Origin of the sequence: Pseudomonas sp. GV105 (assembly GCF_003058185.1) — a bacterium.
Taxonomy (GTDB): Bacteria; Pseudomonadota; Gammaproteobacteria; order Pseudomonadales; family Pseudomonadaceae; genus Aquipseudomonas; species Aquipseudomonas veronii.
Genome location: NZ_QBUF01000003.1, coordinates 218194 through 236426, shown reverse-complemented (window position 1 = coordinate 236426; position 18233 = coordinate 218194). Strand labels below are relative to the sequence as shown.

Below are 18233 nucleotides of genomic sequence, written 5' to 3'. Positions count from 1 at the left end.
CTTTCGGGCACCTATGCCCGCTGTGCATTTAGATTTGCAGCACCGACTACAGGAACGATGTTCACATGCTAACAATCCGTCTTGCCCTTGGCGGCTCCAAAAAGCGCCCGTTTTACCACTTGACCGTAACCGACAGCCGCAACCCGCGTGACGGTTCGCACAAGGAACAGGTTGGTTTCTTCAACCCTGTTGCTCGTGGTCAAGAAGTTCGTCTGTCCGTGAACCAAGAGCGCGTAGCCTACTGGCTGAGCGTTGGTGCACAGCCTTCCGAGCGTGTTGCCAAGTTGTTGAAGGACTCGGCTAAGGCCGCAGCCTGAGCAATATGAACGCGACGCCAGCTGTTGCTGATGATTTGATCGTTATCGGCAAGATTTACTCTGTTCATGGCGTTCGCGGCGAAGTGAAGGTGTATTCCTTTACTGATCCGACTGAAAACCTGTTGCAGTACAAAACCTGGACGCTCAAGCGCGAGGGGAATGTGAAACAGGTCGAGCTGGTCAGTGGACGCGGGAACGATAAGTTCCTGGTCGCAAAGCTCAAGGGTCTTGATGATCGTGAAGAAGCTCGTCTTCTGGCCGGTTATGAGATCTGCGTGCCGCGCAACCTGTTCCCTGAATTGACCGACGGCGAGTACTACTGGTACCAGCTGGAAGGTCTGAAGGTTATTGATCAACTCGGGCAATTGCTCGGGAAAATCGATCATCTTCTGGAAACCGGCGCCAATGATGTAATGGTGGTCAAGCCTTGCGCTGGCAGCCTGGATGATCGCGAACGCCTGTTGCCCTATACCGAGCAATGCGTGTTGGCCGTCGACCTGGCCGCGGGCGAGATGAAGGTGGAATGGGACGCGGACTTCTAAGCGTGGCTAATTTGCGCATTGAAGTGATCAGTTTGTTTCCCGAGATGTTCTCCGCCATCAGCGAGTACGGCATCACCAGTCGGGCGGTGAAACAGGGGCTCTTGCAGCTCACCTGTTGGAACCCGCGAGACTACACGACGGATCGACATCACACTGTGGACGATCGCCCATTTGGCGGTGGCCCGGGCATGGTGATGAAGATCAAGCCCCTGGAAGACGCGTTGGCTCAGGCCAAGGCTGCCGCCGGGGAGAAGGCGAAGGTAATTTACCTGTCCCCTCAAGGCCGTCAGCTGAAACAGGCGGCGGTACGCGAACTGGCGAATGAGGAAGCACTGATCCTGATTGCCGGTCGCTATGAAGGCATTGACGAGCGTTTCATTGAAGCTCATGTCGATGAAGAGTGGTCGATTGGGGACTATGTCCTGTCTGGCGGTGAGCTGCCGGCGATGGTCCTGATAGATGCGGTTACACGACTGCTGCCTGGAGCTTTAGGGCATGCGGACTCCGCGGAGGAAGATTCCTTCACGGATGGTTTGCTGGATTGCCCGCACTACACCCGACCGGAGGTGTATGCGGATCAGCGTGTTCCCGACGTATTGCTAAGTGGCAATCACGCACACATCCGGCGTTGGCGTTTACAGCAGTCCCTTGGTCGGACCTATGAACGACGCGCCGATCTTCTGGAAAGCCGCTCGCTTTCTGGAGAAGAGAAGAAGCTGCTCGAGGAATACATCCTCGCGCGGGACGATAGTTAACAACGTATCGATGGTAGGTCCATTGACTTACCTTAGGAGCACAGCATGACTAACAAAATCATCCTTGCACTCGAAGCAGAGCAGATGACCAAAGAGATCCCTACCTTTGCCCCGGGCGACACCATTGTCGTTCAGGTGAAAGTGAAGGAAGGCGACCGTTCGCGTCTGCAAGCGTTCGAAGGCGTGGTAATCGCCAAGCGTAACCGTGGTGTGAACAGTGCTTTCACTGTTCGTAAAATCTCCAACGGTGTTGGCGTAGAGCGTACTTTCCAGACCTACAGCCCGCAAATCGACAGCATGGCCGTTAAGCGTCGCGGTGACGTGCGTAAAGCCAAGCTGTACTACCTGCGTGACCTGTCCGGTAAAGCAGCTCGCATCAAGGAAAAACTGGCTTAAGTCCAGCTTCCCGATGCAGAAAAAAAGCAGCCTGCGGGCTGCTTTTTTTGTGCCTGGGATTTATTGACGGGTCCGGGTCGGCTGCGCGGTTATCGCAGGCGGGCCAGCTTGCACACTTGATCATTAGTGGTCATAAAATCGATGCACGACACAAATCCAATGTGGGAGCCGACTTGCCTGCGATAGGATCTACCAGACACCACCGTCATCTGCCTGAGCCCCCATGCCCGCCATCGACCATCCTCTGATTGACCGCTTCCTCGACGCCCTTTGGCTGGAAAAAGGCCTGTCGGACAACACCCGCCAGGCCTACCGCAGCGACCTGGCGCTGTTCAACGGCTGGCTGCAGGAAAAAAACCTCGAGCTGATCAATGCCGGCCGTGAGTTGATCCTCGATCACCTGGCCTGGCGCCTGGAGCAGAACTACAAGCCGCGCTCCACAGCGCGCTTCCTTTCCGGTGTGCGTGGCTTTTATCGCTACCTGCTGCGGGAAAAGCTCATTGCCCTCGACCCGACGTTACAGGTCGACATGCCGCAATTGGGTCGGCCATTGCCCAAGTCCTTGTCGGAAGCCGATGTCGACGCCTTGCTCGCCGCCCCGGACTTGAGCGAAGCCATCGGCCAGCGCGACCGTGCCATGCTCGAAGTGCTGTACGCCTGCGGCCTGCGGGTGACCGAGCTGATCAGCCTGACCCTCGAGCAAGTCAACCTGCGCCAGGGCGTGCTGCGGGTGATGGGCAAGGGCAGCAAGGAGCGGCTGGTGCCGATGGGCGAAGAAGCGATTGTGTGGGTCGAGCGCTACATGCGCGATGCGCGCGGCGAACTGCTCGGTGGGCGCCCCAGCGATGTGCTGTTCCCCAGCCAGCGCGGTGAGCAGATGACCCGCCAGACTTTCTGGCATCGCATCAAGCACCAGGCCAAGGTGGCAGGGATCGGCAAGAGCCTGTCGCCGCATACTCTGCGCCATGCATTTGCCACGCATTTGCTCAACCACGGCGCGGATTTGCGCGTGGTGCAAATGCTCCTTGGCCACAGTGACTTATCCACAACCCAGATCTACACCCATGTGGCACGGGCGCGCTTGCAGGATATGCACGCCAAGCACCATCCGCGAGGCTGAAAACCGCCAAATTATCCCGCCACGGGCTGCCCTGCGGCCCAACTGTGGTAGGCTTTGCCGGTTAGCAAAGGGGACGGCGTGACTTGTGATTACAGTGCCGTGTTTCCAGATCGGTGTTCGACACACCCGTCCCTGCATCTGCCTTCAGGAGTTCCCATGCGCTTGACCCAGATTATTGCCGCCGCAGCCATTGCGTTGGTTTCCACCTTTGCCGTCGCCGATGACGCTGCCGAGCAGACTATTCGCAAGAGCCTGGCCAACCTGCAACTCGACACACCGATCGAAAGCATCAGTGCCAGCCCGATGGCCGGTCTGTACGAAGTCAAGCTCAAGGGCAGCCGCGTGTTGTATGCCAGTGCCGACGGCCAGTACATTGTCCAGGGCTACCTGTTCCAGTTGAAGGACGGTAAGCCGGTCAACCTGACCGAGAAAGCCGAGCGCCTGGGCGTGTCCAAGCTGATCAACGGCATTCCGGTTGCAGAAACCGTGGTCTACCCGGCCATCGGCGAGACCAAGACGCACATCACCGTGTTCACCGACACCACCTGCCCGTACTGCCACAAGCTGCACGCCGAAGTGCCGGCGCTGAACAAGCTCGGTGTGGAAGTGCGCTATGTCGCGTTCCCGCGTCAGGGCCTCGGTTCGCCGGGCGACGAGCAGTTGCAGGCGGTCTGGTGCTCGGCCGACAAGAAAGCGGCGATGGACAAGATGGTCGACGGCAAGGAAATCAAAGCGGCCAAGTGCGCCAATCCGGTTTCCAAGCAGTTCGCCCTGGGCCAGTCCATTGGTGTAAACGGTACACCGGCCATCGTTTTGGCTGACGGCCAGGTGATTCCGGGCTATCAGCCGGCACCGCAAGTTGCCAAACTGGCGCTGAGTGCCAAATAAACCAGCATCGTCGAACCTTTGACGATCATGGCCCTTTGATAAGTCGATGGGCCATTAATTGAAAGCCGCGGTTGTGCGGCTGTTTTCCACGGCCGACCTCGCGTCGGCCGTTTCATGGGGAGTTCTTCAGTGAAACCGGTCAAAGTAGGCATCTGTGGGTTAGGGACCGTCGGTGGCGGCACCTTCAACGTACTTCAGCGTAATGCTGAAGAAATTTCCCGCCGTGCAGGGCGCGGGATTGAAGTGGCGCAAATTGCCACGCGTTCGCCAAAGCCTCAGTTCGAAACGACCGGTATTGCGATTACCAACGATGTCTTCGCCGTGGCGACCAACCCAGAAATCGATATCGTCATCGAGCTGGTGGGCGGCTATACCATTGCCCGCGAGCTGGTGCTCAAGGCGATCGAAAACGGCAAGCACGTGGTCACCGCCAACAAGGCGCTGATCGCCGTCCACGGCAACGAGATCTTCGCCAAGGCGCGTGAGAAGGGCGTGATCGTCGCGTTCGAAGCCGCGGTGGCCGGTGGTATCCCGGTGATCAAGGCGATCCGTGAAGGCCTGTCCGCCAACCGCATCAACTGGGTGGCCGGCATCATCAATGGCACCGGTAACTTCATCCTCACCGAAATGCGCGAGAAGGGCCGCACCTTCGAAGACGTGCTGGCCGAAGCCCAGGCTCTGGGTTACGCCGAAGCCGACCCGACCTTCGACGTTGAAGGCATCGACGCGGCGCACAAACTGACCATCCTTGCGTCCATTGCCTTTGGCATCCCGCTGCAGTTCGACAAGGCCTACACCGAAGGCATCACCCAGCTGACCACCGCCGACGTGAATTACGCCGAAGCCCTGGGCTATCGCATCAAGCACCTGGGCGTGGCGCGCTGCACCGCGGCCGGTATCGAGTTGCGCGTACACCCAACGCTGATCCCGGCCGACCGCCTGATCGCCAACGTCAATGGCGTGATGAACGCCGTGATGGTCAACGGTGACGCCGCCGGTTCGACCCTGTTCTACGGTGCCGGCGCCGGTATGGAACCGACCGCTTCGTCGGTGATCGCCGACCTGGTGGACGTGGTTCGCGCCATGACCAGCGACCCGGAAAACCGCGTGCCGCACCTGGCCTTCCAGCCGGATTCGCTGTCGGCCCACCCGATCCTGCCGATCGAGGCGTGCGAAAGCGCCTACTACCTGCGCATCCAGGCCAAGGATCATCCGGGCGTACTGGCCCAGGTTGCCAGCATCCTGTCGGAACGTGGCATCAACATCGAGTCGATCATGCAGAAGGAAGTCGAGGAGCAGAACGGCCAGGTGCCGATGATCCTGCTGACTCACCGCGTGCTCGAGCAGCACATCAACGATGCCATCAAAGCCCTGGAAGCCTTGCAAGGCGTAGTGGGCCCGGTGGTACGGATTCGCGTCGAACACCTGAACTAACCGATTTGTTCCAGGGGCCCCGTGTGATCGGCGGCCCCTGTTCGAGAATGTTTTAGAGGAGCCAGTCATGCGTTACATCAGCACCCGCGGCCAGGCACCGGCCCTGAATTTCGAAGACGTCCTGTTGGCAGGCCTTGCCACCGACGGCGGCCTGTACGTGCCGGAAAACCTGCCACGCTTCACCCAGGAAGAAATCGCTTCCTGGGCCGGCCTGCCGTATCACGAACTGGCGTTCCGGGTGATGCGCCCGTTCGTCACCGGCAGCATTCCGGATGCGGATTTCAAAAAGATCTTGGAAGAGACCTACGGCGTGTTTTCCCACAACGCCATCGCGCCTCTGCGCCAACTGAATGGCAATGAGTGGGTTTTGGAGCTGTTCCATGGCCCGACCCTGGCGTTCAAGGACTTCGCTCTGCAACTGTTGGGGCGCCTGCTCGATTACGTGCTGGAGAAGCGCGGCGAGCGCGTGGTGATCATCGGCGCCACTTCCGGTGATACCGGCTCGGCGGCCATCGAAGGCTGCAAGCACTGCGAAAACGTCGACATCTTCATCCTGCACCCGCATAAGCGCGTGTCGGAAGTACAGCGTCGGCAGATGACCACCATCTTCGGTGAAAACATCCACAACATCGCTATCGAAGGCAACTTCGACGACTGCCAGGAAATGGTCAAGAACAGCTTCGCTGACCAGAGCTTCCTCAAGGGCACGCGCCTGGTTGCGGTGAACTCGATCAACTGGGCGCGGATCATGGCCCAGATCGTCTACTACTTCCACGCTGCGCTGCAGCTGGGCGGGCCGGCGCGTTCGGTGTCGTTCTCGGTGCCGACCGGCAACTTCGGCGACATCTTCGCCGGCTACCTGGCGCGCAACATGGGCCTGCCGATCAATCAGTTGATCGTCGCCACCAACCGCAACGACATCCTGCACCGCTTCATGAGCGGCAACCAGTACGTCAAGGAAACCCTGCACGCCACCTTGTCGCCGTCGATGGACATCATGGTGTCGTCGAACTTCGAACGCCTGCTGTTCGACATGCACGGCCGCAACGGTGCGGCGATTGCCGGCTTGATGGACACCTTCAAAAGCGGTGGCGGTTTCAGTGTCGATGAAGAGCGCTGGACCGAAACCCGCAAGCTGTTCGACTCCCTGGCCGTGGACGATGCACAGACCTGCGAAACCATCGCAGAAGTCTATGCCCAGACCGGCGAACTGCTCGACCCGCACACCGCGATCGGCGTGAGGGCTGCACGCGAATGCCGTCGCAGCCTGGATATCCCGATGGTGATCCTCGGCACCGCGCACCCGGTCAAATTCCCGGAAGCGGTGGAGAAGGCCGGCGTTGGCAAGGCGCTGGAGTTGCCGGAGCATCTGTCCGACCTGTTCGAGCGTGAAGAGCGTTGCACCGTGCTGCCGAATGACCTGAAGGCGATGCAGGCGTTTGTCAGCCAGCATGGCAATCGCGGTAAGCCGCTGTAAGGCAAACTGCCGGCGCCCTGGCGCAGACAAAAACGCCGCTTTCCCTTCCGTGGGTCAGCGGCGTTTTTCGTTTCAGGCAGGCCCGGGTTGCTGAGCGTTATGAGAGTAGTTTCTGCGCCACGACAATCACGGTGCCGACAGCGGCGTAGAAACCCGTGGCGATACCCACGGGGTACCAGAAAGTCTCACAGGTTATCTTCAAGGACTCTGCGTTGAGCTTGCCTCGCTCGGCATGCATGCGTGAAATCTCGGCATAGATGCGAGATACGTCAGCATGCATCTTCTCCATCGACGCTTGTTGTTCGTTGTGTTCCACCATCATGTTCATCCTTAGCAATAAGGGCCTTTGACATGCACTTCTAGCTGCGTGACAGCGTGATCAGCGCTTACCGAATATAGGGTTCACCCTCGGCCGCGCTGCAGGGCGAACCCTGAAACGGCCGCCCATTGCGTAAGCAGTTATGTGCGGCCGTTTTTTCGTTGTCATGTTGCAAGCGCATGCTGGATCAAGTCACTCCCTGACGGCTCCATAAACACGAAAAAGCGAACTTTCCTACGTTACAAACAGTCACTTAGGAGAGAGGCAACCCCCATTGAAACGATTGTTCCCGAACTATTGAGTGGTGATCGAAATGGAAAGTATCAGCCTATTGCTCGAAGAAGCGCTGAGCCCTTATCAGGTTACGCTGACCACCGCTGGTGTGCAGGGCGAGTGCCTGGTAACCGTAAAGAACCCTGCTGGTGCCATCGTGGTCGAGCGTGAAGTCGACCGGGCGCAACTGACCGACAAGCGCGTCCTGGTGGATGTCGTGGATTGCTTGCTGCGCGATCTGAAAATCGCCGAAGGGCGCCTGGAGCCCTCGGTCATCGCTGCCTTGCGCAATGCGGCCCAGACCCGCAGCAGCGCCCTCGCATGAAGAATTGTTTATCCGCGGAAACTTCCTACGGCGTGGCCGGTCAGATTTAGTAACAGCAAGAGCAGACATTGTGCTCCGGTGTTTGTGACTTGCTGTACTGGTCTTTGTAGGCCACGTTTAACCCCGAAGTGTCTCCCCACTCTTCGGGGTTTCTTTTTGCCCGCGATTTATCACGGGGTGGGCACTTCTTCATAGAATCGCGAATGGTCCAGCAGGTATTGCTCGCGCAGGGCCGGGTCGAGCCATGACGCGTAGGAACGCAGCAACTGCGCCTGCGGCAGGTCGCCCAGCAACTGGTTGATACGCGCCATGACCTCGCGCCCCTCGGGCGTATCCGAACAACCGATATGGATGTGCTGATAGGGCGCGGTGCCGGCAATCGGATAGAACGCCAGCCCTTCGGGATCGATACCTTGCTGCAATGCGTGATAGCGAATTTCGGTCCAGTAACCCAGTACGCCTTCCAGGCGTCCCAGGCGCTGCATTTGCAGCAGGCTGCCCAAGGCGTCGGTGCCGTAGTGCATCACTCGATTGTGCGTGTCGCCTTGCTGCAACATGCCGTCAATGAATGGCCCGTAGCTGCGCTCGGCGATGATGCCCAGGCGTGTGCTCTTGTCCCGTAGCATCGCGTCCAGGTCGACCTTGCCTTGCACGACAAAGGGCGCCAGGACTTCACGGTTTTGCTGGCGGACGACCACGCCATTGCTCACCACGGGAAACGCCTGGCCGGAATACACAATCCATTGGGTCCGCTCCGGCGTCCACAGCAGGGTAGGGTCGCAGGTGAGGGAGGGCGCCTGGAGCATCTGCATGCCCCGCGCACGGTTGACGTGCTGGATCTGGTGCTGATACTCCGGCAGGTGCTCCATCAGCATCGGCAACAATTCGTCGATGGCGCCCTGGCCTTTTTGCGGGCCTTCGAAGATCGTCAGCGGCGGCAGGTCGCGAACCAGCCAGATCAAGGTCTGCGCCGCCTGGGTCGGTAGCGGCAATAGCCCCAACAAGGGCGCGCACAGGTGCAATAGCCAGCGGCGAGTCATTATCTTGAACGCGCCATCAGATCGCCCCTTGTTCACGCAAGCGGATGATGGCCGCCGCGTCATAGCCCAGCTCACCGAGTACCACGCTGTTGTGTTCGCCCAGTTGCGGCCCCACCCACTCGCAACTGCCAGGGGTGTCGGAGAGCTTGGGCACGATGCCTGGCATCTTGAAGTCCTTGCCGTCGGGCAGTTGCGCCTTGAGGAACATTTCCCGCGCCAGGAATTGCGGGTCCCCGAGCATGTCTTCGGCGCTATAGATGCGGCTGGCCGGCACCTCGGCCTTGTTGAGCTGCTCGACCACCTGTTCCAGCGGCAGCGAATTGACCCAGCGATCAATCACGCCATACAGCTCGTCGCGGCGCTCGTCACGCCCGTCATTACTGGCCAATTGCGGGTCGTTGGCCAGATCCTCACGGCCGATGGCGGACATGAAGCGCTTGAAGATCGCATCGCCGTTGGCGCCGATCTGCACATGCTTGCCGTCCGCGCTGGTGTGGATCGAGGACGGAGTGATGCCGGGCATGATGTTGCCGGTGCGTTCGCGGATGAACCCGAACACATCGAACTCCGGGATCATGCTTTCCATCATGGCGAAGATGGCCTCATACAGTGCTACATCCACCACTTGGCCCAGCCCGCCGTTGACCTCGCGGTGACGCAACGCCATCAGCGCGCCGATCACCGCCCACAGAGCGGCAATGGAGTCGCCGATGGAAATCCCGGTGCGTACCGGCGGGCGGTCTTCAAAGCCGGTGATGTAACGCAGCCCGCCCATCGATTCGCCGACCGCGCCAAACCCCGGCTGGTCTTTCATCGGGCCGGTCTGGCCAAAGCCCGAGAGGCGCACCATCACCAGCTTGGGGTTCAGCGCGTGCAGGGTGTCCCAGCTCAGGCCGAGCTTTTCCAGGACGCCGGGGCGGAAGTTCTCGATCAGGATGTCGGCGTCCGCCAGCAACTGCTTGAGGATGGCCAGGCCGTCGGGGTGCTTGAGGTTCAGCGTCAGTGATTTTTTGTTGCGTGCCTGTACGAACCACCACAGCGAGGTGCCTTCGTACAGCTTGCGCCATTTGCGCAGCGGGTCGCCGCCGTCCGGGGATTCGACCTTGATCACTTCGGCGCCGAATTCGGCGCAGATGCGTGAAGCGAACGGGCCGGCGATCAGGGTGCCGAGTTCGATGACTTTCAGGCCGGCAAGCGGTTTGGCGTTAAACGACATGAGGAACCTTTCATACGCAGCACAGTGGTGTAATGCCTTTTAACATAGGCGAGTCGCGCAGGGATAAGGATGATGCAGCGCAGGATTCGTTGAATAGCCCTACCATCGGTTAGACTGCCCGCCTTTCCCTGTCTCTAGAAGCCCGTTCATGGCCCAGCCGTCCACGACCTACAAGTTCGAACTCAACCTCACCGACCTCGATCGCTCGGTGTACGAGAGCGTCAAACAGACCATTGCCCGCCACCCTTCGGAAACCGAAGAGCGCATGACCGTGCGTCTGCTGGCCTACGCCCTTTGGTACAGCGAGCAGCTGTCGTTTGGCCGTGGACTGTCAGATGTAGACGAGCCAGCCCTGTGGGAAAAAAGTCTGGATGATCGGGTTTTGCACTGGATCGAAGTCGGCCAGCCCGATGCCGACCGCCTGACCTGGTGCTCGCGTCGTGCCGAGCGTACCAGTCTGCTGGCTTACGGCAGCCTGCGCGTGTGGGAAGGTAAGGTGATTCCGGTGGCGAAAACCCTGAAGAACGTCCACATCGCCGCCGTGCCGCAGGAAGTCCTCGAGACCCTGGCCAAGGACATGCCCCGCGTGATCAAGTGGGACGTGATGATCAGTGAAGGCACGATCTTCGTCACCGATGATCGTGGCCAGCATGAAGTGCAACTGCAATGGCTGATCGGCGAGCGCGGTTGAGCTAGCGCTTGTAGCTTGCCGCTAATATTTCCCCTACAGAGAATTTCCCAGCGTCCCATGCGTATCGATCCCCGCCCGTTGCCTGCGGTCCTGCCGTTTCTCGGTGAATTGCCACCGCTGTTGACCCGCCTCTACGCTGCGCGCGGGGTGCGCTCGGAGGCTGAGCTGGACAAGAGCCTGGCGCGGTTGATCCCTTATCAGCAGCTCAAGGGCATCGACGCCGCGGTAGACCTGCTGGTGACAGCCTTGGAGCAACGCCAGCGCATCCTGATCGTCGGCGACTTCGACGCCGATGGCGCCACTGCCAGTACGGTGGGCACCCTGGGCCTGCGCTTGCTCGGTGCGGCCCATGTCGATTACCTGGTGCCCAACCGTTTCGAATACGGCTACGGCCTGACGCCAGAAATCGTCGCCGTAGCGCTGCAGCGCGAGCCGCAGTTGCTGATCACCGTGGATAACGGCATCTCCAGCGTCGAAGGCGTGGCGGCGGCGAAAGCGGCGGGGCTCAAGGTGCTGGTCACCGACCACCACTTGCCGGGGGATGAGTTGCCGGCGGCGGATGCCATCGTCAACCCGAACCAGCCCGGCTGTGAGTTTCCGAGCAAGGCGTTGGCCGGGGTCGGGGTGATCTTTTATGTCTTGATGGCCCTGCGCGCCCGTTTGCGCAGCCTGGGCTGGTACGAGAACACGCAGCAGCCGAACATTGGCGAGTTGCTTGACCTGGTCGCCCTGGGCAGCGTCGCCGACGTGGTGCCGCTGGACGCCAATAACCGCATCCTGGTCCACCAGGGCTTGGAGCGTATCCGTGCCGGTCGCGCGCGGCCGGGGATCAAGGCGATCCTCGAAGTGGCCAAGCGTGACCACGCTCGCCTCACGTCCACCGACCTCGGGTTTATCCTCGGGCCACGGCTCAATGCCGCCGGGCGCCTGGACGATATGAGCCTGGGCATCGAATGCCTGCTCACCACGGATTTCGCCGCTGCACGGGAAATGGCCGCGCAACTGGACGGCATGAACCAGGACCGCAAATCCATCGAACAAGGCATGCAGCGCGAGGCCCTGGCCCAGCTCAAGGACTTGCCGCTGGAGTCGATGCCGTATGGCTTGTGCCTGTTCGACCCGGAGTGGCACCAAGGTGTGATCGGGATTCTGGCGTCGCGCATGAAAGAGCGCTATTTCCGTCCGACCATCGCCTTTGCCGACGCCGGTGATGGCCTGCTCAAGGGCTCAGGCCGCTCGGTGCAGGGCTTTCACATCCGCGATGCGCTGGCGGTGGTGGCGAGCCAGCATCCCAACCTGATCAGCAAATACGGCGGTCACGCCATGGCGGCCGGCCTGACATTGCCCGAGGCGAATTTCCCGTTGTTTGCCCAGGCCTTCGATGCCGAAGTGCGTCGGCAACTGCGCGAAGAAGACTTGACCGGCCGGCTATTGTCCGACGGCACCCTGGCGGTGGAAGAGTTTCACCTGGAGCTGGCGCGCGCGCTGCGGCATGCCGGCCCCTGGGGGCAGCACTTCCCCGAGCCGTTGTTTCACGGGGTGTTTCAGTTGGTCGAGCAGCGTGTGGTGGGGGAGCGGCACCTGAAAGTGGTGCTCAAGAGCGAATGCGGCTCCGTGAAGCTCGATGGCATTGCGTTTGGGGTTGACCGTGAGGTCTGGCCGAACCCGACCGTGCGTTGGGTGGAGTTGGCCTACAAGCTGGATGTGAACGAGTTCCGTGGGCAGGAAACCGTGCAGTTGATGATTGCGCATATCGAGCCGCGCTAGTTCCAACCCCAATGTGGGAGGGGGCTTGCCCCCGATAGCGGTATGACTGACCTATCGCTATCGGGGGCAAGCCCCCTCCCACATTAGGTTTTGCGCACAGCGCAGGATTACTCGGCCTTGGCCTGGTGCTTGACGATGATATCCACCAAACGCTTGGCCAGCGCCGGGTAGTTCTCATCGAAGTGGTGCCCGCCCGGCAGCTTGATCGCTTCGCCGACGGCGGTCTTGTCGGTGCAGCCGCTTTCGTCGACCTCTTCGGCACCGTAGATGCACACCACCTTGGCCGCTGGCAGCTTGGCCATTTCCGGGCCGGTCGCGGCTTCTTTGCCGGCGTTGCCCAGCCAACCTTCCACTTCGATTTCAAAGCTGCCGGTGCGTGCGAACGCCAGCAGGATGATTGCGTCGACGCGCTGCTGCTCGCTTTCCGGCATGCGGTTGTAGATGGCGGGCAACACGTCGGCGCCGAACGAATAGCCGGTCAGTACGAAGCGCTTGGTGCCCCATTTCTGCCGATAGTGCTGCATCAGCTCGCTGAGGTCCTTGGCGCTTTGTTCCGGAGTCTTGTGCTGCCAGTAGTAGCGCAGGGTGTCGATGCCCACGACCGGGTAGCCGATCTTGGCCATTTCACCGGCCACGTCGCGGTCGAGGTCACGCCAGCCGCCGTCACCGGAGAGGAACAGGGTCACGGTGTCCTTGGCCTGGCCTGCCGGGACTTCCACGACTGGAATCGCCAGGCCGCCGTTGTCCGAACCGACCAGTTGCTTGCGCAGTTCGTTATTCAGCACTTGTGGGTAGTGAATGTCGTAGTCGCTGATGCTGGTGGTGGCGCGGGGGGTGTCGCGCACGAAGCTGGCGCTTTCATCGTCAGGGTTGTCGTTCCACGCCACCAGCCAGTTGCCGTGAGCGGCGGTTTTCGGCAACGGGTCTTTGCAGCCTTCCTGCACCAAGGCGAAGCCGACGGAGATGGCATTGGCCTTGTCGTCGTTCTGTGTGGCCAGCCAGCGCCAGGCGAGGGCGGCGCCAGGGCCGATGCCACTGACCAGCGTCGCAGGGCCCTTGAGCTGGCTCAGGGCGCCTTGCAGTGCCTGTTGCTGCTGCGTGCAGTCATCCTTGGGCAGGATCACCTGCACGATCTGCGCCTTGCCGCCCTGGCTGAGGGCAATCAGTTGGCTGTCGGTCAGGGTCTCGTCGGCCATCACCGCCACGGCCACGCGGGCTTTGGGGGTGCCGGCCGGGGTGACGCGGGTCATCACCGAGCCATCGGCCTGGGGCAGTTGCTCCAGGGTCGGCTGTGGGGCAGGGCGGTTCCAGTACCAATAGCCGCCACCCAGGACCACGGCGAGCAGCACCACAAAGGCTAATACATACCGCCAGGAGCGTCGAATCATCAGCGTTTCACCAATCCAGTCAAGCCGCCTGCGATCAGGGCGGCGGTATCGGCCAGTGCCACCAGCGGATCAAGTCCTGCGGGCACGGCCATGTAACGGGGTTCCCAGTCAGGCTGGAACTTGTCTTTGAAGCGGCGCAAACCTTGGAAGTTATACAGTTGCTCGCCACGGCGGAACACCATCGAGCCCAGGCGTTGGGTCAGCGGTGCGCCACGACGCGGTTGCAGGCCAGACAATGGCACCATGCCGAGGCTGAAGCGAGCATAACCGTGGCTCTTATAGTGTTGAATCAGGCCGACCATCATGAATTCCATGGTCAGCTTGGGCGCATCGGGGTGGGCGCGCATCAGGTCGAGGCTGGCCAGGTCGTGGCTGTAGGTCTCGAGCAGGTTGGCGAAGGCCACCGGGTGCCCTTCGAAGCGAATGATCGCGATGCGAAAGTGCTTGAGGTAGTCGTCGCTGAAGCGTCCCAGGGAAAACCCCTTCTCCCGCACGTTCTTGCCGGTCAGCCAGGCGTCGGAAATAACCTTGAGTTCGTCCATCGGCGCCGTGCCCGGTTCGTGGATCTCCAGGGACAAGCCATCCCGGGTGCCACGGTTCCAGGTGTAGCGCAAATCCTTCATCTCTTTGCCCTTGGCTTCCAGGTCAAAGCGTTTCAGGTCGACGCGGGCTTCTTCGCCCAGCTTGATCGCGGTCAGGCCGATGTCCATGTAGTACGGCAGGTTTTCCGCGCGTACCTGGTAGAACACCGGGCGCGCATGGTGGATGTCGCACAGGTCGCGGAACTGCCAGATCATCTCGGCGCGGGGTTGGGTCGGGCCGATCGGGTCGTACAGGGCTACCAGGCTGCGCCCGCGACGGGCGTACATCAGGAAGGCTTCGTCGTTGGGGTGGAACAGCAGCGCCTTGTCGCCGGTCAGCGCCAGGCCGCCGTCGGGTTGCGATGAGGCCATCAGGATCTTGGTGGCGCGTTCCAGTTCTTCGGCTGTCGGCAGGTGGATCACCGGGCGCGCGGTACGCAGCAGCCAGGTCAGCGACACGATCACCAGCAGCACCGCGGCCCCCAACAGCGAGCGCAGGCCGCGCGGGGCGTTGGCGTCGAGGGTGAACTGCCACCACAGTTGGTGGCTATACGGGACGTCTTGATAGGCAAACAGCAGCAGCCAGATCGAAGCCCCCAGCACGCACACGCTGGCTACCAGATACAGCGGCGAGAACGGCAATTCGGTCAGTCGGCTGGCGCGGTAGAAGGAGCGGCGGAAGATCGCCAGCAGCACGGCGGTCATGGTCATCAGGCTGGCTTCTTCCCAGTCGAAGCCCTTGAGCAGTGAGAGCAGGGCGCCGGTCAGCAGCAGCACCATGGTCAACATCCAGGCCGCCGACAAGCGTCGACGCAGGCCTTGGGCCAGCAACAGACACAACACGCCGATCAGGCTCGCGCCAAAGTGCGAGGCGTCAATCAGGCGGTGGGGAATCAGGAAGCCGATGTTTTCCAGGCGTGAGTCGATCTCCGGCGTGGCGCCGGAAAACAGCAGGACCACGCCGGACAAAAAAACCAGTACGGCCAGCACCGGCGCGGCGAAGCCCGACGCCACGCGCAGGCTCTGCTGGGTCTGGAACAGGCGCTGGGCCTCGTTGACCAGCAGGAACACACAGGCGATCAGCAGCGGCAGCACCACATAGATCATGCGGTACAGCAGCAGGGCGGCGGCCAATGGCGCGGCGCCGAGCTTGTCGGCAAAGGCCGCGAGCAGGATCGCCTCGAACACCCCGACGCCACCCGGCACATGGCTGAGTACGCCAGCGGCCAGCGCCAGCAGGTACACCAGCAGGAACGGGCCGAACGGTGGCGCTTCCGGCAGCAGCATATAAAGGACGGTGGCGGCAGCGGCGACGTCCAGCGCGGTGATGATCAGTTGCAGGAACGTCAGGCGTCGACCGGGCAGGCGCAGGGTGCGGCGGCCGACCTTGACCAGCAGGTTGTCCGCGTAGGGCTGTTCCGGCAGGCGACGGCGATAAATCCCGATGCACAGCGCGGCCGACAACAGCAACACGACGCCGGCAATCGCCCCCAGCAAGCCTTGCGACACATGCAGGGCAGTGGACGCGGCGGGCAAGTTGCTCAAGGTGGCCAAGGCCGCCAGCGGCGGCAGGGCGCAGCCCAGGGAGAGGCTGGCGAACACAGTCATGCGGGCGACTTCCGAAGCCCCGATGCCATGGCGCGCATATAAACGGTAACGCACCGAACCGCCCGAGAGCATCGACAGGCCAATGGCGTTGCCGATGGCAAAGGCGGTAAAGCCGCCGAGGGCGAGGGTCTTGCGGGGCAGTTTCACCCCGGCATAGCGTGCGCCGGAGAACTCATAGCCCAATAGAATGACGAAGCCGGCGATGGCGGCGACGAACGCGCCCAACAACGCCGGTTTGGGTACTTCCAGGATCGAGTCGTGGAGGGCGTAGAGATCCAGTTCCAGCAGCAGGTGTCGGCAGGCGATCAGGGCGATTGCGAACAGCAACAGCGTCACGGCCAGCCCGATGGGTTGCCGATACTTGCTTAACAGATCCAGCCAGCGCAAACGGGTGGGAGTGATCGGTTGTGTCGCTGTGACAGGGTCTTGTGGTTCAGACGAGTTGGCGCGCATCAATCACCTCGTGGATTGTGCGCGACAGGATGGGGGTATCCAGCCAAGTTACCAATCCCTATGGACAAAATAATTACAAATATTAACGCGGATCACCGGATGCGGCGACTGCGGCCATTGGTCGTAGAAGGATCAAGCATAGCGTGCGATGAAATGGACTCCACGAAACGTCTAGGGTTTCATGAAAGATGCCATGTCATTGTTTCAGAAGAACTTTTTTGTCAGATACAAAAAAGGCCACTCTTTCGAGTAGCCTTTTTTGATGTTTGGTTGCGGGAGCCGGATTTGAACCGACGACCTTCGGGTTATGAGCCCGACGAGCTACCAGACTGCTCCATCCCGCGTCTGTGGCCGGCATTCTACAGCCCAGCGGCGGAGTGTCAACCGTTAATGGTCCGTTGGGTCAAATAAGTGCAAATTGGCCGTTGAATCTCAACGAAATGCGCTAAGTGCGCGCTCGGGCAAGGTTTTTTGTCGGACAATCGTCCACGCCTGACGCGGGCAGGCGCAAAAAAGCCTTAGCGCAAGGTCGCAACAGACTGGCGGAACAGCAGCAAACTCATCGCGATAAATGTCACGCCCATCACCAGGACCGTCACGAACTCTTTCCACACGATGTCGAGGCCCGCGCCTCGATACACGATCGCCTGCATGAAGCTCACATAGTGCCGCGACGGGAAAAACCACGTCACGTACTGGACCCATTGCGGCTGGCTCTCGATGGGCGACATGCCGCCCGACAGCATCATCATTGGCATGACGGCCATCATCATCAGCAGGGCAAATTGCGCCATGGTGCGGGCGAGGGTGCCAAGAAAGATGCCGATCGCTGCCGTGGCGAAGATATAGATGAGGGTGCCGAGCAGCAGCACACCGCGCGAGCCGGCAATCGGAACGTCGAGAAGGCCCTCGACCACGAACAACAGGGAACAGATGAAGCCGATGAAGATCACCAGCCCGCTCGACCACACTTTGGCGAGCGCTATCTCGAAGGCCGTCAACGGCATCACCAGCAAGTGCTCGATCGTGCCGTGCTCGCGCTCGCGCAAGAGCGCCGCGCCGGTCAGGATAATGATCAGCATCGACAACTGATCGGCAAGGCCGACGATCGCGCGGAACCAGGATTGTGTGCCGTTGGCATTGAAGGCGCGGCGCACGACGAGATCGGAGGGCAGCCCGGTGGTTTGCTGCGCCTCCTGTCGGTAGCGCGTGACTTCGTCGGTCACCATGTTCTGGATATAACCCGACCCCAGGGACGCCTGCTGGACCGCGGTGGCGTCTGCGTTGACCTGGACTTCGATATCGCGGCCCTTTCGCACATCCGCTTCAAAGTGCGGAGGAATCACGATGACGAGGGTGTAAAGGCCGTTGTCCATGCCGCGATCGATGTCGGCGGCGCTGATCATCTTGGCTGCCTGGAAGTACGGCGGATAGAACAGTCCGGCAATCGATCGCGACAGGCTGGAGTGGTCCTCGTCGACGATCGCCACGGAGGCATTGTTGACGGTCTCGCCGGCTCCGGTCGACTGCATATAAATGCTGAGGCCGAAGGAATAGATGATGAAGAGGATCATCATCAGGTCCTTCGAGAGGGTGCGCAGATCTTTGACGCCGAGCCAGAAAATGTTGGAGAGACTCTGCAT

17 protein-coding genes and 1 tRNA gene are annotated in these 18233 nt (G+C 60.8%); 11 read left to right on the top strand and 7 right to left on the bottom strand.

The window, feature by feature from the left end:
* The first annotated feature begins 65 nt into the window (after positions 1 to 65).
* From rpsP to thrC, 8 genes are all read left to right on the top strand, one after another.
* On the top strand, positions 66 to 317 hold the full coding sequence (gene rpsP / locus C8K66_RS07300) for a 30S ribosomal protein S16 (protein ID WP_003175899.1): 252 nt from the start codon (positions 66 to 68) through the stop codon (positions 315 to 317).
* Positions 318 to 322: 5 nt separating this feature from the next.
* Positions 323 to 859 carry a ribosome maturation factor RimM gene (rimM, locus tag C8K66_RS07295; RefSeq protein WP_008014731.1) on the top strand — a complete coding sequence of 179 codons (537 nt, stop codon included), beginning with the start codon at positions 323 to 325 and terminating at the stop codon, positions 857 to 859.
* The gene (trmD, locus tag C8K66_RS07290) at positions 841 to 1614 is read left to right on the top strand and encodes a tRNA (guanosine(37)-N1)-methyltransferase TrmD (RefSeq protein ID WP_169864091.1); all 774 of its coding nucleotides are present in this window, start codon (positions 841 to 843) and stop codon (positions 1612 to 1614) included. Before rimM ends, trmD begins: the two co-directional genes overlap by 19 nt.
* A gap of 45 nt (positions 1615 to 1659) precedes the next feature.
* The gene (gene rplS / locus C8K66_RS07285; RefSeq protein WP_003175895.1) at positions 1660 to 2010 is read left to right on the top strand and encodes a 50S ribosomal protein L19; all 351 of its coding nucleotides are present in this window, start codon (positions 1660 to 1662) and stop codon (positions 2008 to 2010) included.
* A 223-nt stretch (positions 2011 to 2233) separates the two neighbouring features.
* Complete coding sequence (gene xerD, locus C8K66_RS07280; RefSeq protein ID WP_017846134.1) at positions 2234 to 3130, top strand: site-specific tyrosine recombinase XerD; 897 nt, start codon at positions 2234 to 2236, stop codon at positions 3128 to 3130.
* Between the two features lie 156 nt (positions 3131 to 3286).
* Positions 3287 to 4018, top strand: a complete 732-nt coding sequence (locus C8K66_RS07275; RefSeq protein ID WP_003175893.1) for a thioredoxin fold domain-containing protein — start codon at positions 3287 to 3289, stop codon at positions 4016 to 4018.
* Positions 4019 to 4147: 129 nt separating this feature from the next.
* Positions 4148 to 5452 carry a homoserine dehydrogenase gene (locus C8K66_RS07270; RefSeq protein ID WP_017846133.1) on the top strand — a complete coding sequence of 435 codons (1305 nt, stop codon included), beginning with the start codon at positions 4148 to 4150 and terminating at the stop codon, positions 5450 to 5452.
* Positions 5453 to 5519: 67 nt separating this feature from the next.
* Entirely contained in the window at positions 5520 to 6929 is a 1410-nt protein-coding gene (thrC, locus tag C8K66_RS07265) for a threonine synthase (protein WP_046382201.1), read from the top strand.
* Positions 6930 to 7026: 97 nt separating this feature from the next.
* Here thrC and C8K66_RS07260 read toward each other — a convergent pair whose 3' ends face one another.
* On the bottom strand, positions 7027 to 7248 hold the full coding sequence (locus tag C8K66_RS07260; protein ID WP_017846131.1) for a hypothetical protein: 222 nt from the start codon (positions 7246 to 7248) through the stop codon (positions 7027 to 7029).
* A gap of 313 nt (positions 7249 to 7561) precedes the next feature.
* On the opposite strand from C8K66_RS07260, the gene C8K66_RS07255 reads away from it, so the two are divergent.
* Positions 7562 to 7846: a DUF3509 domain-containing protein gene (locus tag C8K66_RS07255; protein WP_017846130.1), complete on the top strand. Its 285-nt coding sequence runs from the start codon at positions 7562 to 7564 to the stop codon at positions 7844 to 7846.
* Positions 7847 to 8016: 170 nt separating this feature from the next.
* Here C8K66_RS07255 and C8K66_RS07250 read toward each other — a convergent pair whose 3' ends face one another.
* Both C8K66_RS07250 and C8K66_RS07245 read right to left on the bottom strand, forming a co-directional pair.
* Positions 8017 to 8886, bottom strand: a complete 870-nt coding sequence (locus tag C8K66_RS07250) for a TIGR02285 family protein (RefSeq protein WP_108524502.1) — start codon at positions 8884 to 8886, stop codon at positions 8017 to 8019.
* Positions 8887 to 8902: 16 nt separating this feature from the next.
* A complete protein-coding gene (locus C8K66_RS07245) occupies positions 8903 to 10102 on the bottom strand; it encodes a CaiB/BaiF CoA-transferase family protein (protein ID WP_046382203.1) in 1200 nt (399 codons plus the stop codon).
* 148 nt (positions 10103 to 10250) lie between these two features.
* Here C8K66_RS07245 and C8K66_RS07240 point away from each other — a divergent pair, with 148 nt between their 5' ends.
* Positions 10251 to 10793, top strand: a complete 543-nt coding sequence (locus C8K66_RS07240) for a YaeQ family protein (protein ID WP_017846127.1) — start codon at positions 10251 to 10253, stop codon at positions 10791 to 10793.
* Between the two features lie 57 nt (positions 10794 to 10850).
* Entirely contained in the window at positions 10851 to 12560 is a 1710-nt protein-coding gene (gene recJ, locus C8K66_RS07235) for a single-stranded-DNA-specific exonuclease RecJ (protein ID WP_046382204.1), read from the top strand.
* A 107-nt stretch (positions 12561 to 12667) separates the two neighbouring features.
* Here recJ and C8K66_RS07230 read toward each other — a convergent pair whose 3' ends face one another.
* From C8K66_RS07230 to C8K66_RS07215, 4 genes are all read right to left on the bottom strand, one after another.
* Positions 12668 to 13948: a virulence factor family protein gene (locus C8K66_RS07230; protein ID WP_108524501.1), complete on the bottom strand. Its 1281-nt coding sequence runs from the start codon at positions 13946 to 13948 to the stop codon at positions 12668 to 12670.
* Positions 13948 to 16590 (bottom strand): bifunctional lysylphosphatidylglycerol flippase/synthetase MprF, encoded by a 2643-nt coding sequence (gene mprF / locus C8K66_RS07225; protein ID WP_057004564.1) that lies wholly within the window; start codon positions 16588 to 16590, stop codon positions 13948 to 13950. The genes C8K66_RS07230 and mprF overlap by 1 nt, the downstream gene beginning before the upstream one ends.
* 267 nt (positions 16591 to 16857) lie before the next feature.
* Positions 16858 to 16934: transfer RNA gene (locus tag C8K66_RS07220), tRNA-Met, on the bottom strand.
* A gap of 174 nt (positions 16935 to 17108) precedes the next feature.
* A complete protein-coding gene (locus C8K66_RS07215) occupies positions 17109 to 18233 on the bottom strand; it encodes an ABC transporter permease (RefSeq protein WP_046382207.1) in 1125 nt (374 codons plus the stop codon).